The sequence below is a fragment of the Dyadobacter sp. BHUBP1 genome (assembly GCF_050587785.1).
Taxonomy (GTDB): Bacteria; Bacteroidota; Bacteroidia; order Cytophagales; family Spirosomataceae; genus Dyadobacter.
The window spans coordinates 20,872-39,532 of the sequence record NZ_JBOBIH010000007.1 but is presented as its reverse complement, the minus strand read 5'-3'; the positions used below and the strand labels follow the sequence as shown (position 1 = coordinate 39,532).

Here is an 18,661-nt window from a genome sequence, read left to right as displayed (position 1 = left end):
GTTTCTCCGACCGTCTGTGCTTGGTTAACTGTTCATTTTTTGGGTAGATAACCACATGCAGCCGTAACCTTCCAGTTCAATTTCCAGTTTCTGACGCTCCACACGGCACGAGAACTCTCTCAACAGGTCATACAGTTCGGTTTGATCGGGGAGGTCCAAATCCAGCGTCACCACAGCGGCAACTGCATTTAGATTGTGGAGGTGTACCAAAAAGAAAAGCTCATTCTCGAAATGGTGAGCCAGTACGGAGGCTTGTTCGGTAGGAAATGACTGGAACTCGCTTTCGCTTAGGAGGGGTAACTGCCGGCGCAAATGCGCCAGCCTTCTCACATGCTCCAACAGCGAACCTTTTTTACCGATCTGCGATTCCACATTCACCTGATGGAAATCGAACTTGCCGTTTTCAATGGGCGGGCGCCCTACCCGGGACTTGGGGGCCCGCGAAAAGCCCGCATTCCTTTTGCTGCTCCATTGCATCGCCGTTCTGACGCTGTTCCGACCGCTCAGAGAAAGGTCGTCGCCCATTCCGATTTCGTCCCCGTAAACGATGCAAGGTGTACCAGGCAGCGAGAAAAGCAGGCTATAAGCGAGCTTAAGGAGATCGGAATTGCCCTTCAGGATGCTCGCAAGTCGGCGCCTGATGCCGCGTCCATAAATGATCATGTCCTCGTTGGGTGCAAATGCCTCAAAGATGATCTGCCTCTCGGCATCACTGACCTGGCTCAGGTCGAGCTCGTCGAGGTTCCTGAGGAAATTCACCGACGCATGGTTCCTCAGTTTGAATCGCAGCAAGTTGTAGGAGCGCTGAATGGGCTCCGCTGTATGAGAGGCTAGGGACAGGAAAATGTGATTGTTCAGAAAAAAATTGAAACACATGTCCAGCTGCGTTCCATCCATGAACGCTGTGACATCGTTAGGCGTCGTATCGGCTTCTCCTACCAGCAAGGCCTGCGGGTCGAGTTTTTTGGTATAACTGAAAATGTCCCTTAATGGCTGATGGGTGTCTTCCGGTACTTTCACCTGATGGTCCGGGTATTCGGTCATGCGTCCGGCCGCATCGATACGAAACCCTGCAATGCCATAGCTCATCCAGTAATCAATGATCCTTTTGATCTCATCGCAGACATCGGGGTTATGGATATTCAAACTGGGCTGAAAATGATAGAATCTGTGGTGATAATAGGCACCCGCTACCTGGTCGAAGGTCCAGACACCGGTTTCCTCGCCTGGAAATAACGTTCCCATACCCGGCTGCACGACAGGCGGGTGTTCCGACCAGTAATAGTAGTTACGATACCTCGACGACTTGTCATACCGCGCCGCCCTGAACCAGGGATGCTGGTCGGAGGTATGGTCTACCACCAGGTCGAGGATGACCCGAATGCCGCTTTCTCCGGCCTTTTGAACAAAATGCAGCAAATCGTCCAGTGTGCCGTATTTGGGGTTTACTTCCAGGTAACCTGTGATGTCGTACCCATTATCTCGCTCAGTGGATGCATAAAACGGAAGCAACCACACGGCGGTGATACCGAGTTCCGACAAGTAGGGTATTTTGGATGTCAGTCCTTGGAAATCGCCGATACCATCGGCGTTCCCGTCACAAAAATGCTCGACATCGATTGCATAGATTACCGCTTTTTTCCACCATTGCTGCTGCATATGTTTCTGGCATCCGGTATTGAAATGACCGTTTGAGCTTTTTTACCGTTTTATTCAAAATGCAGGAATATCTCGTTCCCGATCTTTTCGGCCAGGGCGGGGTCGGCGCGATCGAGTTTCCAACCGCTTTTGGTGCACCTGATAATTCCGATATTTTCGTCATTGAGTGTCACCTCGGCTTCATAGCAAACGCCTTCCGCGCAAGTTTCAGCGATAGGGATCGCGTCACCTTTGTAAGTTACTCCCTCATGCTCAAATTGAAGCGGTATCGGCTCCTTTTCAAGCTGTTCGATGATGCTCCTGAGAAACTCGATCAAATGCTTCCTTTGCGTGGGTGCCTTTGCGCTCCACTTATTTTTGTCGGCCCGCTTGTGCGCCAATTTGAATTTTAACCCGGTTAGTTCGGTCGAATAATCGTTCGCATTCAGCTTGGTGACATTTTGATGTGCCAGAATATACCACTGATAGCTCGTACCAACCGGGACGCCCGAATTCTCCGGCGCCCGACCGGCACGCCTTTTGGTTACGGCGTAGGATACTTCCCATAAATCCGGGGTGATCTTAGTTTCTTTCCAGTCGCCTTGGTCATAGTGCCAGTGATGCCCACGCCCGATCTGCATGCCGGTGTATTGCTTGCCATGATAGGTTTTGAACTTGTTGTAACTTTCAGAAAGATTCTTCCGGGGCGTTGTCTTTTTTTGCAGTATTTCGACATTTCCCTCGTCCTCATTCTCGTTGACGACTTTTTTCCTGGTTGCCATATCGCTGTACGTCTAATTGTTTCGTAGAGCGAAGGGCGGGCACAATAAGTGTGCCAGGGGTTTGGCAATCAAACTGAAAATATAGTCGTACATAATTGACAATTTCTTCTCCCGTCGGTGTGGCTAAAAAGCAGTTACTTTCCATCATCACTCTCGCGCTCATGCGCAACGCTGCTTACATCACTTAATTTCTTCAGGCATGAAATCAAATTTTACGGTACTAACCAGAGGGCTTCTTTGGTTCCTGCTGCTTTCCATCAATCATTCATTATTTGCCCAATTGGGCTGTTATAGTGCATCCGGTTGTCAGGATTACGGTAATTTCGGTTATGCGTCTACGGTCGCTTCGAATCTCGAATACGACAACTACGTTTCGGGCTGGCACTCGTCAGCGGTGAGGGATATCGACGGTTCTTTCAAAGTATGGGGGGAACTCTCGAAGGCCGATGGCGCGGGCGCCCACCTTATTCCCACAGAAGTAAATGCTACCAACTACCCAGGGCTCACCGGTACCCCGTTAAAAATGGGCATTGGGTCGGCAAGCCGCAACACTGTGCAGTACATCCTGCTTACCAGCGATAACAAACTTTGGGTGTGGGGCCGGGCGGGGGCCGTCGTGGATGCAGCTTTGACGGCCAACGTCAGCAATGTAATTGTGGAAACCGGACAACCGGCAGTGAATGTCACTCCATTCCAGCAGTTGTCCATCGGCCTTCCGGCAGGGGTTACGGCAGCAAATGTTAAAATGATGTTTGTTACATCCGGTTCGATCGTGATCACCACCTGCGGTGACGGAAGGGTATATACCCTGTCTCAAAGTGCGTGGGTTCGGGGGGTGAATGGTGGGAATAATTTATCCTGGAATGTAGTGCAAAAGGAATCGGGAGGTGATCTTACCGACATAGTGGCCGCAAGGGGTTCACGTACCGGGGTGATTGCCTTGGACAATTCCGGCAACCTTTGGGTTTATGGCGCAAATTCCTGGGACGGTGTAGCCGCCGCGAGCGCGAACCGGTCAAGAGCTGTTCCTATGGCGCTACCGCCTGCCGGCGCCGGGGCAAAAGTTAAGATGATTGGTACGACCACCGCTTTTACTAACACCGTGGCCTATTATGTACTCTACGAGGACGGCAGGTTGTTCGCCCTGGGCGCTAATGACCGCAAGCAGCTCGGAAACTGGGACCCGGCTAATGCAAACCAACCCACCACCTGGACGCAGCCGCGCTATGCCTCGGCCGCAGGGCCGGTCATGAATGATATCAAATGGATATCGCCGCAGGAACATGACGGGCTTTATGGTTTTATTAATGTATTGACCAATGGCCAAAAGGTATTTAACTGGGGGCAGGAGAGTGGTTACGCCCTGGGAAGAGGCGTTCATGCGAGCGTGAGCGGCTCCACGCCCGTCGATCCCGGAGAGCCTATCAGTTTTGAGGCTGGCTACGCGAACTCCCAGATTATTTCGCTCGAATCGGGAGGGCATACAACCATGATGCTGCGCGAATGCGAAGACGACTTCGGTTATATAGGCCACCGCATCCATGGCAGTATGGGCGATAACATCGATACCGATGTTACCGACAATACCGTGCACTTCCGTACCAGCGCGGTACAGGTGTGCGGGGCTGTCACAACCGACGCCAGTCTGACGGTGGCTTCACCGGGCCCCTATCTGTCCGGCAGCTCGGTAACATTCGTGGGAGCGCCCTCGGGCGGCACGTACGCCATCGATGCGAGCCTGACAACCGTTGCCGGTGCGACCATCGACCCTGTCACGGGGGTAGCCAGCATTCCATCGGCCGGTACATTGCGGGTTAATTATACAATCAATAGTGCTGCCTGTGGCGCTGTGGTCATGAACCAGCTCGTCAATGTCGAACGTATGATCAGCATCCCGGGTAATGTCTGGATAGATGCCAATGGGGATGCAATTGTGGACGGTACGGAAAGCGGAACCGGGAACGGCTTGTGGGCCAATTTGCTCGACCCGCAGGGCAATGTGGTGGCATCGGTGCAAGTAGCGGCCGATGGTTCCTATAACATCGAGGTGCGCAGTGGCCTGCTGACCAGCATTGGAAACTACTCGGTGGTGCTGACGAACGGGAGCCGGAATATCGGCGACATTGTTACCGGTGCGGATACGCCCCTGAATGCCTATGAGTACACCGGCACCAACCGGGGCGGAACAAACTCCGTTGCTCCGTCTAACAATACGGGAATGGTTAATCTGGGGAGCCTGAACGCTCTTCCGGCTACTACAACTGCTTTGGACCCTGTTAATTTCGGTATCCAGACTCCGCCTGTCGCGGATCCAAAGAGCTATACCGTCCCTAACAGCGCATTCAGTGCGATACCTCCAGCAGCATTTCCGGTAGAAGCGGGTTATCAGTCTATCCCGGCATCGTCAACAAGCCTGACCGGCTACCCGACGGGTGGTTCGCTTTCAGGTTCGGATGCAGAAGATTGTGCAGCGGCGGGTACGTGCGCCACGGGAACTTCGACCACATTCACCATTCATACCGTCAATGCGAATACCCTGGTGTATTACGACTTCGGCGGAGCGACCGGCATTCAGCAGATAGATGTATCTGGCGGTCCGGTGAGCATCCCCGATTTCGATGTGAATAAACTGGTGGTCTACGGGAAAGTAGGAAGCGGCACGGCAGGAAACGAATTTGGTTTTACCTACTCGATGACCGACGCGGCGGGCGCTAGCAGTACCCCAGTGGCTTACACCATTGCAACCGAATTCGCATTGCCTGTGACGCTGATCAGCTTTGAAGCTTCCGCCGAGATGAACACCGTGCATCTGGCCTGGGCTACGGCCAGCGAAGAAAATAGCAGGGGCTTCGAAATCGAGCGCAGCATCAATGCCTCTGACTGGACGAAAATCGGTTTTGTAGCGTCACAATCATCCGAAACCGGTAGCGCAAGCCGACTCGACTATGACTTTACGGATGCTTCGACGCGTAAAGGAATAAGCTATTATCGCTTGAAGATGGTCGATCTCGACGGAACGTTTGCGTACAGCCAAATCCGGTCGCTTCGGGTGGATGGTGGAGATCAGCTCCTTGTTTATCCGAACCCGGTAGCAGACGGCAAACTTACGATCGGTCCTTCGGCGCCGGGGCCATACCGGGTAGAAGTTAACAACCTTGCCGGGGCCTGTGTTATGCAACTTCGTCTGGAAAATCAGCGCCAGTTTGACGTGCGTGGGTTAGCCAGGGGAATGTACATTTTGCGGATCATTTCTGTTAGTGGAGAAACGCAAACCTGCACTTTCTTCGTAAAGTAGACGCAGCAGCTATGTAATACAGAATCCGTAAATAGAAAGGGTGCGAGATCGTTCTTGCACCCTTTTTACATATTTGACTAACCTGAATTTGCTCGCAGCACTTTATATCATTGCGGCACGCACTTTACACGGCGCTCACAAGCTTAAAATTTCTCCTCGAACGGATATTTGGCGTCTTAACCAATAGCTCCACTGCGATTTGTGTATTGAGAAACATCCGGTCTTTCGACAGCGAACTGAAACACTCTTTGAGTTCTTCTTCTCCAAAATCGTCGGGTAGGTATGCGTCGATTTTTTCCTGGAAAAAATTGACTATATTTTCAATGGGCTGCTGATAATCGTAAAGGGTAATCTTGCACGTTTTGTATGCAGATCTTAACTTTTTGATATTTTCAATAATAGCCTTATCTGACATTATACCGACCCTGATAAAAAAATAAATGATCTCGCTATCCGACTTATATATTGGTAATTCGGAGAGAAAGTAATACTCAGTAAATATGCAAGATGGTACCATTTCTTGCAAGATTGATTTAATCCCTGCTCTGTACATTGGACGGTTGTCTAATATGACGACCATATAATCTTCTTTCATGTTACTAGTTCTCATATTACGCAATTTTGTTGTGTGATTGGAAGAGCAATTTCCGATTTGATGATGGAGTGTTGAAAATTCGTATTGATCCTAAATTGCGCCTTTATTTCCAGAGGCAGGGTAGGTGTAATTGTCATTTTACTGTGTTTTTCTTCTTACCTGAATAAAATATCCGGTGCGCATTCCGATGTTATTGCCGAAAGCCTGACTGAGGGATCCGGCAATGATGGCTTACCGGCGTTTTGTCCGCTTTACGATGGTAGAAATTCTTGGCTATTTGGTAGGAAATTCGTCTTTATGTCCTGTTTAGGGCGTTTTTGCATTGTTAGTAAATGTGCCTTGCGTTATGTTTGTGGTCGTCAGTCAGGTCATCAGGTTGGTCGGTTTTCTGATTTTACCGGGCTGCCCATAAGCAATTCGGGCATGTACATGGGCTGCTTATTGCGCCGTAATTGCGCATGTACTTTAACAAGTATTTTTTATTTAGTAAAAATTGTCGCACTTCGGACATTTTATGAATTCGGAAGACAGGAGGCTGGTTTTGATTATTAGAAACAGCACCAATATGTATGGTTTGAGAAGAGAGGTGTTAAGGAATAACTTCCAGGTGTTGGAAAGTAATAGTGCTGAATATGGCCTCGAATTGGCAAAACAAACGAGGCCCGATTTAGTCTTGTGCGATATATCAAGTTCTTCGCTTGGCGGGCTGACTATTTGTTCAAAGCTGAAATCGGACATAGATACAAGGCATGTATCAATTATTTTATTGGGGCCACTTTCCAGGCAGATAGATGCTTTGCGAGCGGGTGCAGACGACTACATTTTACTTCCGTTCGATAGTCATGTGTTGAGATTGAAAATCGAAAACATGATCAGACTGCGCGATGCCATGCGCAGCAAGTTGGCGCAGGAAATTTCAACACCAACTGAATCAAAAGAGGTGAGCGACCAGTTTCTTGATAAACTGGAACAGTTGGTATTGGAGAATATTGCCGATGCGGATTTCGGAGTCCATAAAATCGCATTTCAGATAGGTATCAGCGTTTCCGTATTGTATCGTAAGCTCCGATTAATTACTGGCTTAACGGTAAATGATTTTGTTAAAGCGATCAGAATGAAAAGAGCGATGAAAATGTTGGAAATGGGGATATATCCTGTAAATGAGGTCGCCGCAGCGATAGGATATGAGGATAGCAAGTATTTTAGCAAAGAGTTTCGGAAATTCTTCGGAAAGACTCCTACGGACGTAAAACGACGTACGAAATAGGTATACGATAAGCCTACACTGTACACACTGAATCTTAACCGATTTTTCGGTATACGTTGAGTAAATAGGATCAGCCTCCCGGATTTCGGGAGGATTGATTTGATTTAGTAATCAGCCAGGGAGCTGCTTCTTAATTTCGATCGGGTTTTTCCCGAATGTCTTCTTGAACTCCTTACTGAAATACTTGCTGTCGTCGTAACCGATCATCATCGCTACTTCCGCCACATTGTAAACGCCCGATTCGAGCAATTTTCTGGCTTCATGGAGCCGGACCGCCTTCACGAAGTCGTTTACGGTCATGTCCGTCAGTGTCCGTAACTTCCGGTAAAGTACCGATACGCTCATGCCCGCATGTGCAGCCAGTTCATTCACACCGAAATCGGGGTTCGAGAGGTTATCTTTCACCATGGCCCTGAGTCGGGCGATAAATGCCTCGTTCACGTCCCGGGCGATGTTGTTTGCAGCTCCGTCCACCAGTGCGAGCTCCCGGTAGCGCGCTCGCAGCTCGTCCCGCACGCGGATCAGGTTGTTGACTTTCAATTCAAGAATCCGCGGATCGAATGGTTTGGCCAGGTAGTCGTCCGCGCGCGATTCGAGCCCTTCGATTACGTGTTCGTTCTGCGTCCGGGCCGTGAGCAATACCACGGGAATGTGCGCCGTGGCCATATTGCTTTTCAGCCGTTTGCACACTTCAAGCCCGTTCATTTCCGGCATCATCACATCAGACAGTACAATGTCGGGCAAATGTTCGTTCGCCAGTTCGAGTCCACGTGCGCCATTCTCCGCTTCGAGTATGTTGAAATCGGTTTCAAAGAGGTCGCGGATAAATACCCGTAACTGGTCGTTGTCTTCAATGATCAGGATAGTATTGACCTGCTTTCCATTGGCGGTGTGGTGACCGGCTGGCAAGGCTACCACGTCAGTTAATATTTCTTTCGTATATTCGTATCCGTTAGATGTGATTTGCTCGGGTGCGAAATGCCGGTTGTCCCGCAGCATCCGGATTGTCAGCGTGGTGCCACCCGGCGAGGCGTCGCCCGGCGAACCGTTGCGGGTGCTCGTCGCATTTCCATTCAGCGCATGGTTGCTATGCAGGCGGCTTTCGGCAGTGAGGTAGCCGTGATGCTGCTCGACGATTGCCTTCGAAAGGGCCAGCCCGATGCCGTAGCCTGGTTTTTCGGAATCTGCCTGGTAGTAATAGGTGAAAAGTTTTTGTAAATGCTCCTGCGACATCCCCTTCCCATTGTCCTCTACGGTAATTTTTACTTCGTTGGAAACCTCGGTAATGCGTACTTCCACGCGACCGGCCTCGTGGGTAAATTTATAGGCGTTGCCCAACAGGTTGTAAAACACTTTCTGCATTTGGGCGACGTCAAACCACAGCAAAACGGGCGTTTCGGGGGCTATCAGCACGGTTTCGATCCCTTTTTCCTTAGCCATATGCTCGAATGCGGCGATCACACTTTTAATAATCTTCACCACGTCATGCTCGCGTACTTGCAAGCGTGTACCGCCACTCTGGATTTTACGGAAATCGAGCAGTTCATTCACCAGGAGCATGAGCCTGTCGGAGCTATTACGTGCGTAACTGAGGTAGTTTTCGTTGCTTTTGCCCTCCGTGGCTTGTTGGTAGGCCTTTTCCAATGGCCCGCTGATCAGCGAAAGGTGCGTGCGGATTTCGTGCGAAATGTTGGTGAAAAAATCGAGTTTGACCTGGTTCAATGCCTTTTCTCTCCGGAAAGAGCTCCGGATCCAGAGGAACCGGGCAATAGTATATATGACACCGGTAGCCAGCAGCAGATAGGTCAGGTATGCCCACCAGGTCCGCCACCAAGGCGGTAATATGTTGATTTTAACTTGAAGCGGTTCTTTCGTCCAGATACCGTCGCCATTAGCCGCCTTGACCTGGAAGATGTAGCTGCCTGGCGGGAGGTTCGTATAGGTTGCCGATGGCGTTTTGACATAGTTCCAGTCCCGGTCGATGCCGTCTATTTTGTAGGCATAGCGGTTCAAGTCCGATCTCATGTAGTCCAGCAGCGCGAAGTCGAGTGTGAAAATGCTTTGGTCATGCCGGAAGGTGATTTCCTTTAATTTTCCGACGGGTACCGGAAGAATACCGGTACTGTCACCTGCCTGCACTGTTTTGTTAAATAATTTTAAGGAACTGAGAACAATAGGGGCGGAGCGGTTGGGTATGGATATCGCGGCCGGATCGAAGCTGAACATGCCTTTATCGGTCACGAAATAGAGATGGCCATTCCGGTCGGTCGTGCCGGCGCCTTGCATCAAGGTCCCTTTCGCAGGCAGGCCGTCCTGCCAGCTGTACGATTGAAGCGTCTTTTCCCTGGGATGGTAGCGGTATAATTTCGTAGACGCATTGATCCAGAGATAACCCTTGCTGTCGGGCACCACATCATATACATCTTCTTGCGGAATGTCGTTATTCAGCTCAAACTGGTTCTTTTCAGGATTGTAGCTTAGCAGTTGTGTATGACCTGCGGCCCAGATTGTTCCCCACTTGTCCTCATTCACACGCCATGAAATGGAGAACTCCGAATTTGAGCGGATTTTTTCGATGACAAGTTTAGGAATTTTGGCTGCCTCGGGCTTGAGCCGGTAAAGTCCGGCACTTCCGCCGATCCAGATATTCCGGCGCGAATCCTCGAAAATAGAGGCCGCGTAGTTAACCGTTGCGGCCTTGGTGAAGGTGCCGTTTTTTTTGTCGAGCAAGAGCAAACCATAAGCTCCTCCCACCCAGAAATGCCCGTAACTGTCCTCGGCGATCACGTAAGTCCGTCCTTTTTTTAGTTCGGGCCCTCCCGGCACCAGAAGGGGGTAATGGCGGTAAATACCCCGTCGGAAATCGACACTGGTTAACACAGCTTCGCCGCCAGCCCAGAGTACTTCGTTTTCATCGATGTAAAATGCATAATAATCTGCTTTGGCGTCTAGTTTTAGGGGAAACATCTCGGATTTTTTACCTGCGGCGTCAAAGAGCAGCAGTTTTTGCAGATCGTCCGAAATGCTCCACATACAACTCGTTTTGCTTTTTCCGATCCAGGCATTCACGAATGAGCTGGCGCGGGGGTCGTCAGGGCCGAATGGCCAGCGTTTGAAGCGGGGAGAGTTGAGGTGGACGTAGCAGATCCCACCATAGTAGCTTCCCAGCCAAAGCCCGCCGTGGTTGTCTAGGTAGGCAGCATACAGCGAATTGTCAGGCAGGCTATGTGGGTCACCGGGTTGGTTCACATACCAATCCACTTCCCCTGTCGACGGGTTGAAATGCGCCAGGCCCGAGTCGGTAGCAAGCAGCAGCCTGCCGCGCCTGTCCGAAATAATATCCCGTACAACCGGCAGGCCACCGGCTGTATTTTTCAAACTGCTGATGGTGCTGAAAACTTCTGTCGCAGGGTCGAACCGGATCAGTCCGCCGTTGCCATTCCCAAGCCAGACAGGGCCATTGTTGTTTATGAAAATAGTCATAAACTCGTTCCGCAGTGGTTCGGCTGCAGACGGTGGCATTCGGTACAGTTTCGGCTTGTCACCATTGACCGGCATCCTGATTAGTCCGTTAGCCGAGCCGAGCCAGAGCGTTCCGTCTTTGCCTTCGGCTATGCATTTGATTTCAAGTGACGCGCCTTCGAATTCATTTTGCAGATGGCGCGATATGTTGACGGATCCCTTATGGGTAACAATGCGGGTGAGTCCATGCTGCGTCCCTGCCCAAATTTGGTTTTTGCTATCTTCCATTACACAGTTGACCCACGCGTGGGACAGCGAATTAGCGCGGGTCGAATCATGTTTAAAATGGGTGATATGGGCCGTGTTTGGATCATACAGTGTCAACTCCGAGTCAGTACCTACCCAGATGCGGCCTTGTGAGTCGGATATGATGTCCTGAATGCCCCTAAAGACTGGCTTTCCGGCGGGATCCTTCAGGTAGCGGGTCAGGCTGCGGGTGTCATACCGGATCAGCCCGTTCTGGGTGCCAAACCACATCAGGCCGTCTTTACCCTGCGCAATGGCAAATACGCCATTGATGGGCTCTTCTTCTTTTTCTAAAATGTTTTTAAATGACTGGGCTCTCGTATCGAAGCAGGCAAAAATAGTAATCAGGCTAAGCAGGAGACTTTTGTAACTGGTCATCGAAGAAGCGTACTTGGTGGAGAAGAAGGCTTTTGTAATTATTACAAACTTACGATCTGTCGACGCATACAACCAAATCCAATGTCACCGTTGCGCTACACTGGTACACCGCGACTGAGGTATTTGTCGAAATTTCGCCTTAAATATCCGTGCATTTGAACCAGAGAATGCTGAGCTGCTACATTTCTGCCAAGAAAAGCCTCCCATTTAGCCAAGATTTTCACCTGTGTCAATCGAATTAAGTTGAGACATTTGTCGTAGAAATATTTTCAAAACGACCTCCGCAAATAGAATCAGTTCCTGTGATATATGGTCCGGGAAAATCATAGCTGCGCTATGCCACACTATGTCATTTTCATTTCCTGACGCAAGGCGAAACGGTTCCGGGCCCGTAGGTTGAAGCCATGCCAGTGAAGCGTGATCGGGGGGAATATCGTCCCGTACGGGTCGGACTGCATCTTTCCGGGCAGTTACGCCACGCCCAAAAATTCTTAAACCAATTTATTAATCCTTAATGTACTGACTATGAATAAATAAAAGAACAGGAACAAAGTGTGAACCATTTTTTGACGAATGAAAACTATTTTATGAAACGAAATGTACAAGTTGCCGCCATTGCACTTGCATCCGCGATGCTTACGTGCTTTGGCGCACGTGCGCAGACGCCCGGAGGGGTTGCTCCGGCGGTCTGGTACCGGGCTGATGCGCCCGGCTCCGTATTTTCAGATGCAGGCTCCACCGCTGCATCCGACAACGCCACGGTCCAGCAATGGAACGAGGCACAGGGTTCAGGCCGGAACCTTCTTCAAAGCACTGCCAGTGCACGGCCGGTATTCTCCAACAGCTCCGCGTTGGCCAATTTTAACCCTACTGTCACATTCGATGGCAGCAACGATTTTCTACAATTCACCGCAGGTACAGGCGTAAATGTGATTGACAGGGCCAATGGGAGTATTTATGCTGCCGGTTATGTGAACACACTGAAACAAAGCGGCTTCGCGGGGTTTCACGCGTCGATGGATTATCCGGGCCTGCATTTTTTTGGTAGCGACAGGAACCTCCTGTTCTATACCGGTGGACCTGGTTACCAGGGAATCGGCAACTCTGGGGTGACGACTGGCATGTTCTTCACAGCTGGTTCGGGCTGGCAGAACGGCGCTGGCACGAATGCATCTTACGCCGCCGCGACAGTGTCGCTCAACGGTACGCGTACCGATTACAACGGCAGCCAGCTTTACAATGCCAATCTGAGTACCGGCGCCCGGGATTTCCGCATTGGTGCCGATAACAATTGTGGTGCTTTCAGCGGCCAGCTGAATGAGGTGATGGTGTTCGAAGATAAACTGACTGCGGACCAGATGGACCGTGTCGAGACTTACCTGGCCATCAAATACGGGACTACCTATGCCAACGGAACCCGCGATTATAAAAATTCCGCCGGGAACGTCGTGTGGAGCGCTTCGACCAACACAGGTTTTCAGAATGATATTGCGGGTATCGGTCGTGACGACAATGGTGCGTTGCACCAGAAGCAGTCATGGAGTACCAATCCGGGGCGTCAGGTGTTGATCGGAACGGGGGCGCTGGCAGGCAGCAATGCAGGCAATGCCACCGGTCTCAACAATGGACAATTCGTGGTCTGGGGTGATAACGGTCTGGCAAAAACGCCGAACGTTGCCATTTCCGGAATCAGCGGCATCAGCCACCGGTTTGCGTCTATTTGGAAGGTTCAGAACTCGGGTAGCGTGGGCACCGTGCGCGTGGCGTGGGAGAAGGGTTTTTTGAATCTCAGTCTGATCCAAAGTGCGGATGCCTCGATAGATGCGTCAGACGTTGTAACCGGTATGGCCGCCAATGAGGTTACTATCAACGGCGTTGTGTACAATTACGCCGACGTGACACTGGGGAACGGCCAGTACTTCACGTTTGCAGCCAAGGTTGCTGCACCAGGTGGCGTTTTCACGGATCTGAGGGTTTGGCTTAAATCAGAAAACGGTTTCACACCTGCTGAATGGCAGGACCATTCCGGAAACGCAAACCATTATACACAGAGCAATGCCAATCGTCAACCGTTTACTGCTGCGGCCTCTTATAACTTCAACCCGGTCATCGATTTCGGAACTACGGGCAGTGACGCTCGTTTCATGGTAGTGCCGCAGGGTAAGCCTTATTCGGCTAATGGTACCAACAGCTCGGTTTTCACGATTAATCTGGATAGAGGAGTCGGAGGATACGCAGATATACTTGGATTTGGCGCGACCACTACAACCGCGAACCTGATTAATGCTAACTTGCCGGTGTTCACCCGATTGGGAGTTAATGCAGTGGTCTATCCATATGCCGATGCGTCTCCGGCTTTACCGGCTGTCGTGGCTAACAGATTATATTTGAATGACGTGTCCTACACGGTAGGAACCGCCGGCATTAAATATGGTCAGAATGGTACGACAGGTTCCAATACGCAGACGTTCGCAGCCGGATACGCCAGGCATGCCGACGGAAGTATCCTGGGCTCTCAGCCGGAAGTCAGAAACGGCTTGATCGGTGAGGTAATCGCTTATGAAAGAGACCTTTCAGAGGCTGAAAAGCAACGCGTCAGAACTTACACCGCCATTAAATATGGTATTACTCTGCCTCACAATTACATTGCCAGCGATGGTACCACAATTCTCTGGAACCAGACGACCAATACAGGTTACAATAAAAACATAGCAGGTATTGCCAGCGACGAGGGCAGCGCTTTGGTTCAAAAGCAGTCGCAGAGTATCAACACCGGAAGCCAGGTTGTGATAGGCACAACGGGCTTGGCCGCCAGCAATGCATCAAATAGCAATGCCCTGGCTAACGGTCAGTCGCTCGTTTGGGGTGATAACGGTCTTGGGAAAGTACCTGCGGTAGCGATCAGCGGCGTTTCCGGGGTCAACTTCCGGTTTGCTTCCGTATGGAAAGTACAGAATACTTCGGGTGTCGGAACGGTAAGGGTAGCTTGGCCGGCAGGGTTGGCCAACCTGACATTGGTTCAAGGAAATGACCCTACTTTTGCTTCCGTGGGATCGTCTACATTAATGACCTCCAACACGGTTTCATTGAACGGCGTAAGCTACAACTACGCGGACGTCACCCTGGCTGATGGACAGTACTTCACATTTGCCACACAATTGAACGGACCGGGCGGGGTCGCATTGAACCTGCGCGTATGGCTGCGTTCGGATGCAGGATTTGCGCCCCAGGAATGGGCAGATTTGTCGGGTAATGCCAACAACTACACCCAGACGAACAATGACCGCCAGCCGTTTGTAGCCAGCAAGCTGTACAACTTCAACCCGGCAGTAGATTTTGGAACAACCGGGTCAGACGCACGCTTTATGGTGCTGCCGACCGGTAAGCCATATACAGCCAATGGTACCGCCAGTACTTTGTTTACCGCGTTTGTCAACCGTTCGGTGAGCGGTTATGCAGACATTATCGGTTTTGGAGGTACCACAACGGGGTCTGGTCTCACACAGGCCAACAATCCGGTGTATACGACTTTGGGTGCCAACCCGATCCTGTACCCGTATTCCAATCCAGGCACGACAGTACAATCCAACAAACTCTACCTTAACGACGTATCTTTTACAATCGGGTCGGGCGGTATCAAGTATGGTCAGAATGGTACAACCAACACGGTTAATACCAATTTCACGGCAGGAAACTCGCTGCACAATAATGGTAGTGTATTGGGAGCCCAGGGAGAGGTGAGAAACGGTTTGATAGGGGAGGCGATCGCCTACGAGCGCGATCTGACCGAGCCCGAGAAACAACGCGTGCGCAGCTACGTGGCGATCAAGTATGGTATTACTTTACCACACAATTACATCGCTGCCAATGGCACTACCACATTCTGGGACCAGACGGTCAATACCGGTTATAACAAGAACATTGCAGGTATTGCCAGAGATGACCAGGGTTCATTGAACCAGAAGCAATCGTGGAGTATCAATACGTCTAAGGAGGTATTGGTCAGCACCACCGGCCTGGCCGATGATAATGCAAGCAACGCGACCATGCTCAATGACCAGCAGTTCCTGGTTTGGGGCGACAATGGCCTGGCAAAAGCGCCCGTAGTTGCATTTGGGACAATTGCAGGTCTACCTTACAACCGTTTCTCTGCTATTTGGAAAGTTCAGAATACCGCATCGGTAGGGACCGTTCGCGTAGCCTGGGCGAAAGGGTATGCCAACCTGAAACTGGTTCAGAGTAGCGATGATGTGATCGATTTGTCGGATGCAGTTACGGAAATGTCTTCTACTGTAACCATTGGCGGTAAAGAATATGCTTATGCCGACGTAACACTTGCGAACGGCAGCTATTTTACTTTCGCAGCCTTTGTGCAAGGCCCGGGAGGGGTTACTAATAAGCTTACACATTGGTACAGAGCTGACTACAATGTAGAGTCGCTAGGCGATGGAACGGATGCATCTGAGTGGGCCGATTTTAATGGCGGTGTGATCTCTACACAATTGGGCGAGTCGAACATGCCTAAGTTCAAAGTGGGCGCAGCTGATTACTTCAACTTCAACCCTGGCATTAATTTTACCGCTACGGACCAGAAATTGGGTAACATCACTGAAAGAACGCTCAGCTCGCTTGATTTCGACATTTTTACCGCAACAAAAGAGGGCCTGAGCGGTGGCCGGTTCTTCAACGTTGGTATGAACAACACCACGTTCAACGGCACGAACTGGGATCAACCAGGCCTGTATGCCAATAGTGCAATTGCCAGAAGAAACAATACCGGTTCATTGCTGCTCAATGGCAATATAGGTGGTGGAAACCCGAACTTCTCGACAACCAGCCCGAGCATTATGTACCATACGTTTAAAGACGTTTCGGTAGCTAAGGCCCTCAACGGTGGCGCGGCAGGTACTCCTTATGTACATGGTGCCATTGGCGAAGTAACCGGCGGGCATATATTCGGTTCTAACGCCGGCGATGTTACGGCAGGTGATGATGGTGGTTTTGTAGGCAACATCGGTGAGTTGATCATCTATGGCGCAGGGGCTGTATCTGCGACAGACCGCAATAAAGTAGATAGCTATCTTGCCATCAAATACGGCGTAACGCTGGCTGCGGGTACCAATTACACCACATCGACGGATGCTGTTGTATGGGATGCTACCGCCAACGCTGCTTACCACAACAACGTGGCAGGTATCGGTAACGACTTCCGTTCGGCATTGCATCAAAAGCAGAGCCGCAACCAGCACACCAACACGAACAATCAGGTAATTATCGGCCTCGGTGGCATTGCAGCAACGAATGATGCCAATACCAGCCAGTTGGCTGACGGCCAGTTCCTGATCTGGGGTGACAATGGCAATACCCAGGCCATGACCAACACGGCCGGCACGTACACGGCATTCGAGTACGAGGGCAGCGTCAACAATGCCCGCCGCATGAACCGTATCTGGAAAGTGCAGAATACCAACGTAACCGGCGAAACGCTGATCCGTTTCCCGCAGGCATCCGTAGGTACGACTACGCTGGCTAATGACGCCTGCGCAGGGTATGTGATCCTGTTCGCGTCCGATGCGGCATTCTCGTCTAACGTTACAGCTGTTCCGCTGACTGTGAACGGCACTGACTATGAAGCTACCCACAGCTTCCCGAACGGCGCGAGCTACTTCACTTTCGGTAAGGTGACGCCTGTCACGACCGGCACGGTTTACCTGCCGACAGTGGTCGAGGAAACCACCGAGTACAACGACAACTGCGGTACCGGCGCTTGGACCTATTTCCGCAACAGCACCGACAATTCGCTGAAGCTGTTCGCTACCTCAGGTGTGGCTGCCGACGTGCTGAACAACCTCACGGTGAAAATCACTCCTGAGGGCGTAACCTACTCGGACGCTGCCAGAACGACCAGTCTCATGCCGCGCATTACCACGGTGACTAACGGCTCGGCCACGACAGTTACTGGCGCGAAAGTGCGCATCTATTACAGCGCCACCGAGATGGCGGCTACGCAGCTTCCGGGCGCCCAGGTGAACGCTTGGTTCAAGTATGAAGGAACTGCCGAAGAGGTGATCGCGAATGTGTATGGTTCGGGTGTACTCGATGCATCCAAAGCGGTACAGCTAACGCCTGACGCAAGTGGCGTGGAAGACGGCGTGAACTACGTGGAATTCCATAACATTACTTCGTTCTCGTCATTCGTGTACGTATCGACCACCGCCGAATCGGCTCTGCCTGTAACGCTCACTTACTTCAAGGCAGCGAAAGAAGGCGGCATCGCTAACCTTGCCTGGGCCACTACCGAGGAAGTGAACAACAAAGGTTTCGAGATTCAGCGCAGCTCAAATGCACGCGACTGGACGGCGATCGGTTTCGTTGAGAACCAGACCGAAGGGGGTAACAGCAAAGGCGCATTGTCTTACGATTTCAAAGACGCATCGCCGTTGGCAGGTACTAACTACTACCGCCTGAAACAGATTGATTTCGACGGCAAGTTCATGTACAGCTCAGTTGCTGCATTGCAATTCGACGGAGCCAAAGGTGCATTGTCTGTGTATCCCAACCCGGCAGTGGATGGAAGGTTAACGCTTAGCCTGCCGCAAGCCGGCGCGTACAAGCTGTCGATCTTCGATGTATCCGGCATCCAGGTGTTGAACACAAGTCAATCGGGTAACACCGTAGACATTCGCAGCCTGCGTTCGGGCGTGTATGTTCTTCGTGTGGTGTATGAAAACGGCCAGGCGCACAGCAAGACCTTTGTGGTGAAATAACGGGCTATTCTATATGACGCGAAACAGAAACAGGATCCGAATTTCGGGTCCTGTTTTTTTATAACGGATCGTTGAATCCAGGGCGCCCAGCGCGTATTCGAGGGTTAGAATGCTACAATGCCTCTTGCACCGCCTGCCTATTAATCGATCTCGTTCGAGAACCAGAAGCCG

7 protein-coding genes are annotated in these 18,661 nt (G+C 51.0%); 3 read left to right on the top strand and 4 right to left on the bottom strand.

Going from position 1 to position 18,661, the window contains the following annotated elements; translation table 11 throughout:
• Positions 1-24 precede the first annotated feature (24 nt).
• Together ACQ4MZ_RS23890 and ACQ4MZ_RS23885 are read right to left on the bottom strand one after the other, a co-directional pair.
• On the bottom strand, positions 25-1,659 hold the full coding sequence (locus ACQ4MZ_RS23890; protein WP_430849281.1) for an alpha-amylase family protein: 1,635 nt from the start codon (positions 1,657-1,659) through the stop codon (positions 25-27).
• A gap of 50 nt (positions 1,660-1,709) precedes the next feature.
• Positions 1,710-2,420, bottom strand: a complete 711-nt coding sequence (locus ACQ4MZ_RS23885) for a hypothetical protein (RefSeq protein WP_430849279.1) — start codon at positions 2,418-2,420, stop codon at positions 1,710-1,712.
• Positions 2,421-2,619: 199 nt separating this feature from the next.
• On the opposite strand from ACQ4MZ_RS23885, the gene ACQ4MZ_RS23880 reads away from it, so the two are divergent.
• A complete protein-coding gene (locus tag ACQ4MZ_RS23880; RefSeq protein ID WP_430849277.1) occupies positions 2,620-5,715 on the top strand; it encodes a T9SS type A sorting domain-containing protein in 3,096 nt (1,031 codons plus the stop codon).
• 124 nt (positions 5,716-5,839) lie between these two features.
• Here the strand turns inward: ACQ4MZ_RS23880 and ACQ4MZ_RS23875 are convergent, their stop codons facing one another.
• On the bottom strand, positions 5,840-6,130 hold the full coding sequence (locus tag ACQ4MZ_RS23875) for a hypothetical protein (RefSeq protein WP_430849275.1): 291 nt from the start codon (positions 6,128-6,130) through the stop codon (positions 5,840-5,842).
• Positions 6,131-6,824: 694 nt separating this feature from the next.
• Here ACQ4MZ_RS23875 and ACQ4MZ_RS23870 point away from each other — a divergent pair.
• Positions 6,825-7,577, top strand: a complete 753-nt coding sequence (locus ACQ4MZ_RS23870) for a helix-turn-helix domain-containing protein (protein ID WP_430849273.1) — start codon at positions 6,825-6,827, stop codon at positions 7,575-7,577.
• 111 nt (positions 7,578-7,688) lie between these two features.
• Here the strand turns inward: ACQ4MZ_RS23870 and ACQ4MZ_RS23865 are convergent, their stop codons facing one another.
• Positions 7,689-11,723, bottom strand: a complete 4,035-nt coding sequence (locus ACQ4MZ_RS23865; protein ID WP_430849271.1) for a response regulator — start codon at positions 11,721-11,723, stop codon at positions 7,689-7,691.
• A gap of 587 nt (positions 11,724-12,310) precedes the next feature.
• Here ACQ4MZ_RS23865 and ACQ4MZ_RS23860 point away from each other — a divergent pair.
• Positions 12,311-18,490, top strand: coding sequence for a T9SS type A sorting domain-containing protein (locus ACQ4MZ_RS23860; protein WP_430849269.1), 6,180 nt, complete (start codon positions 12,311-12,313; stop codon positions 18,488-18,490).
• Positions 18,491-18,661 lie beyond the last annotated feature (171 nt).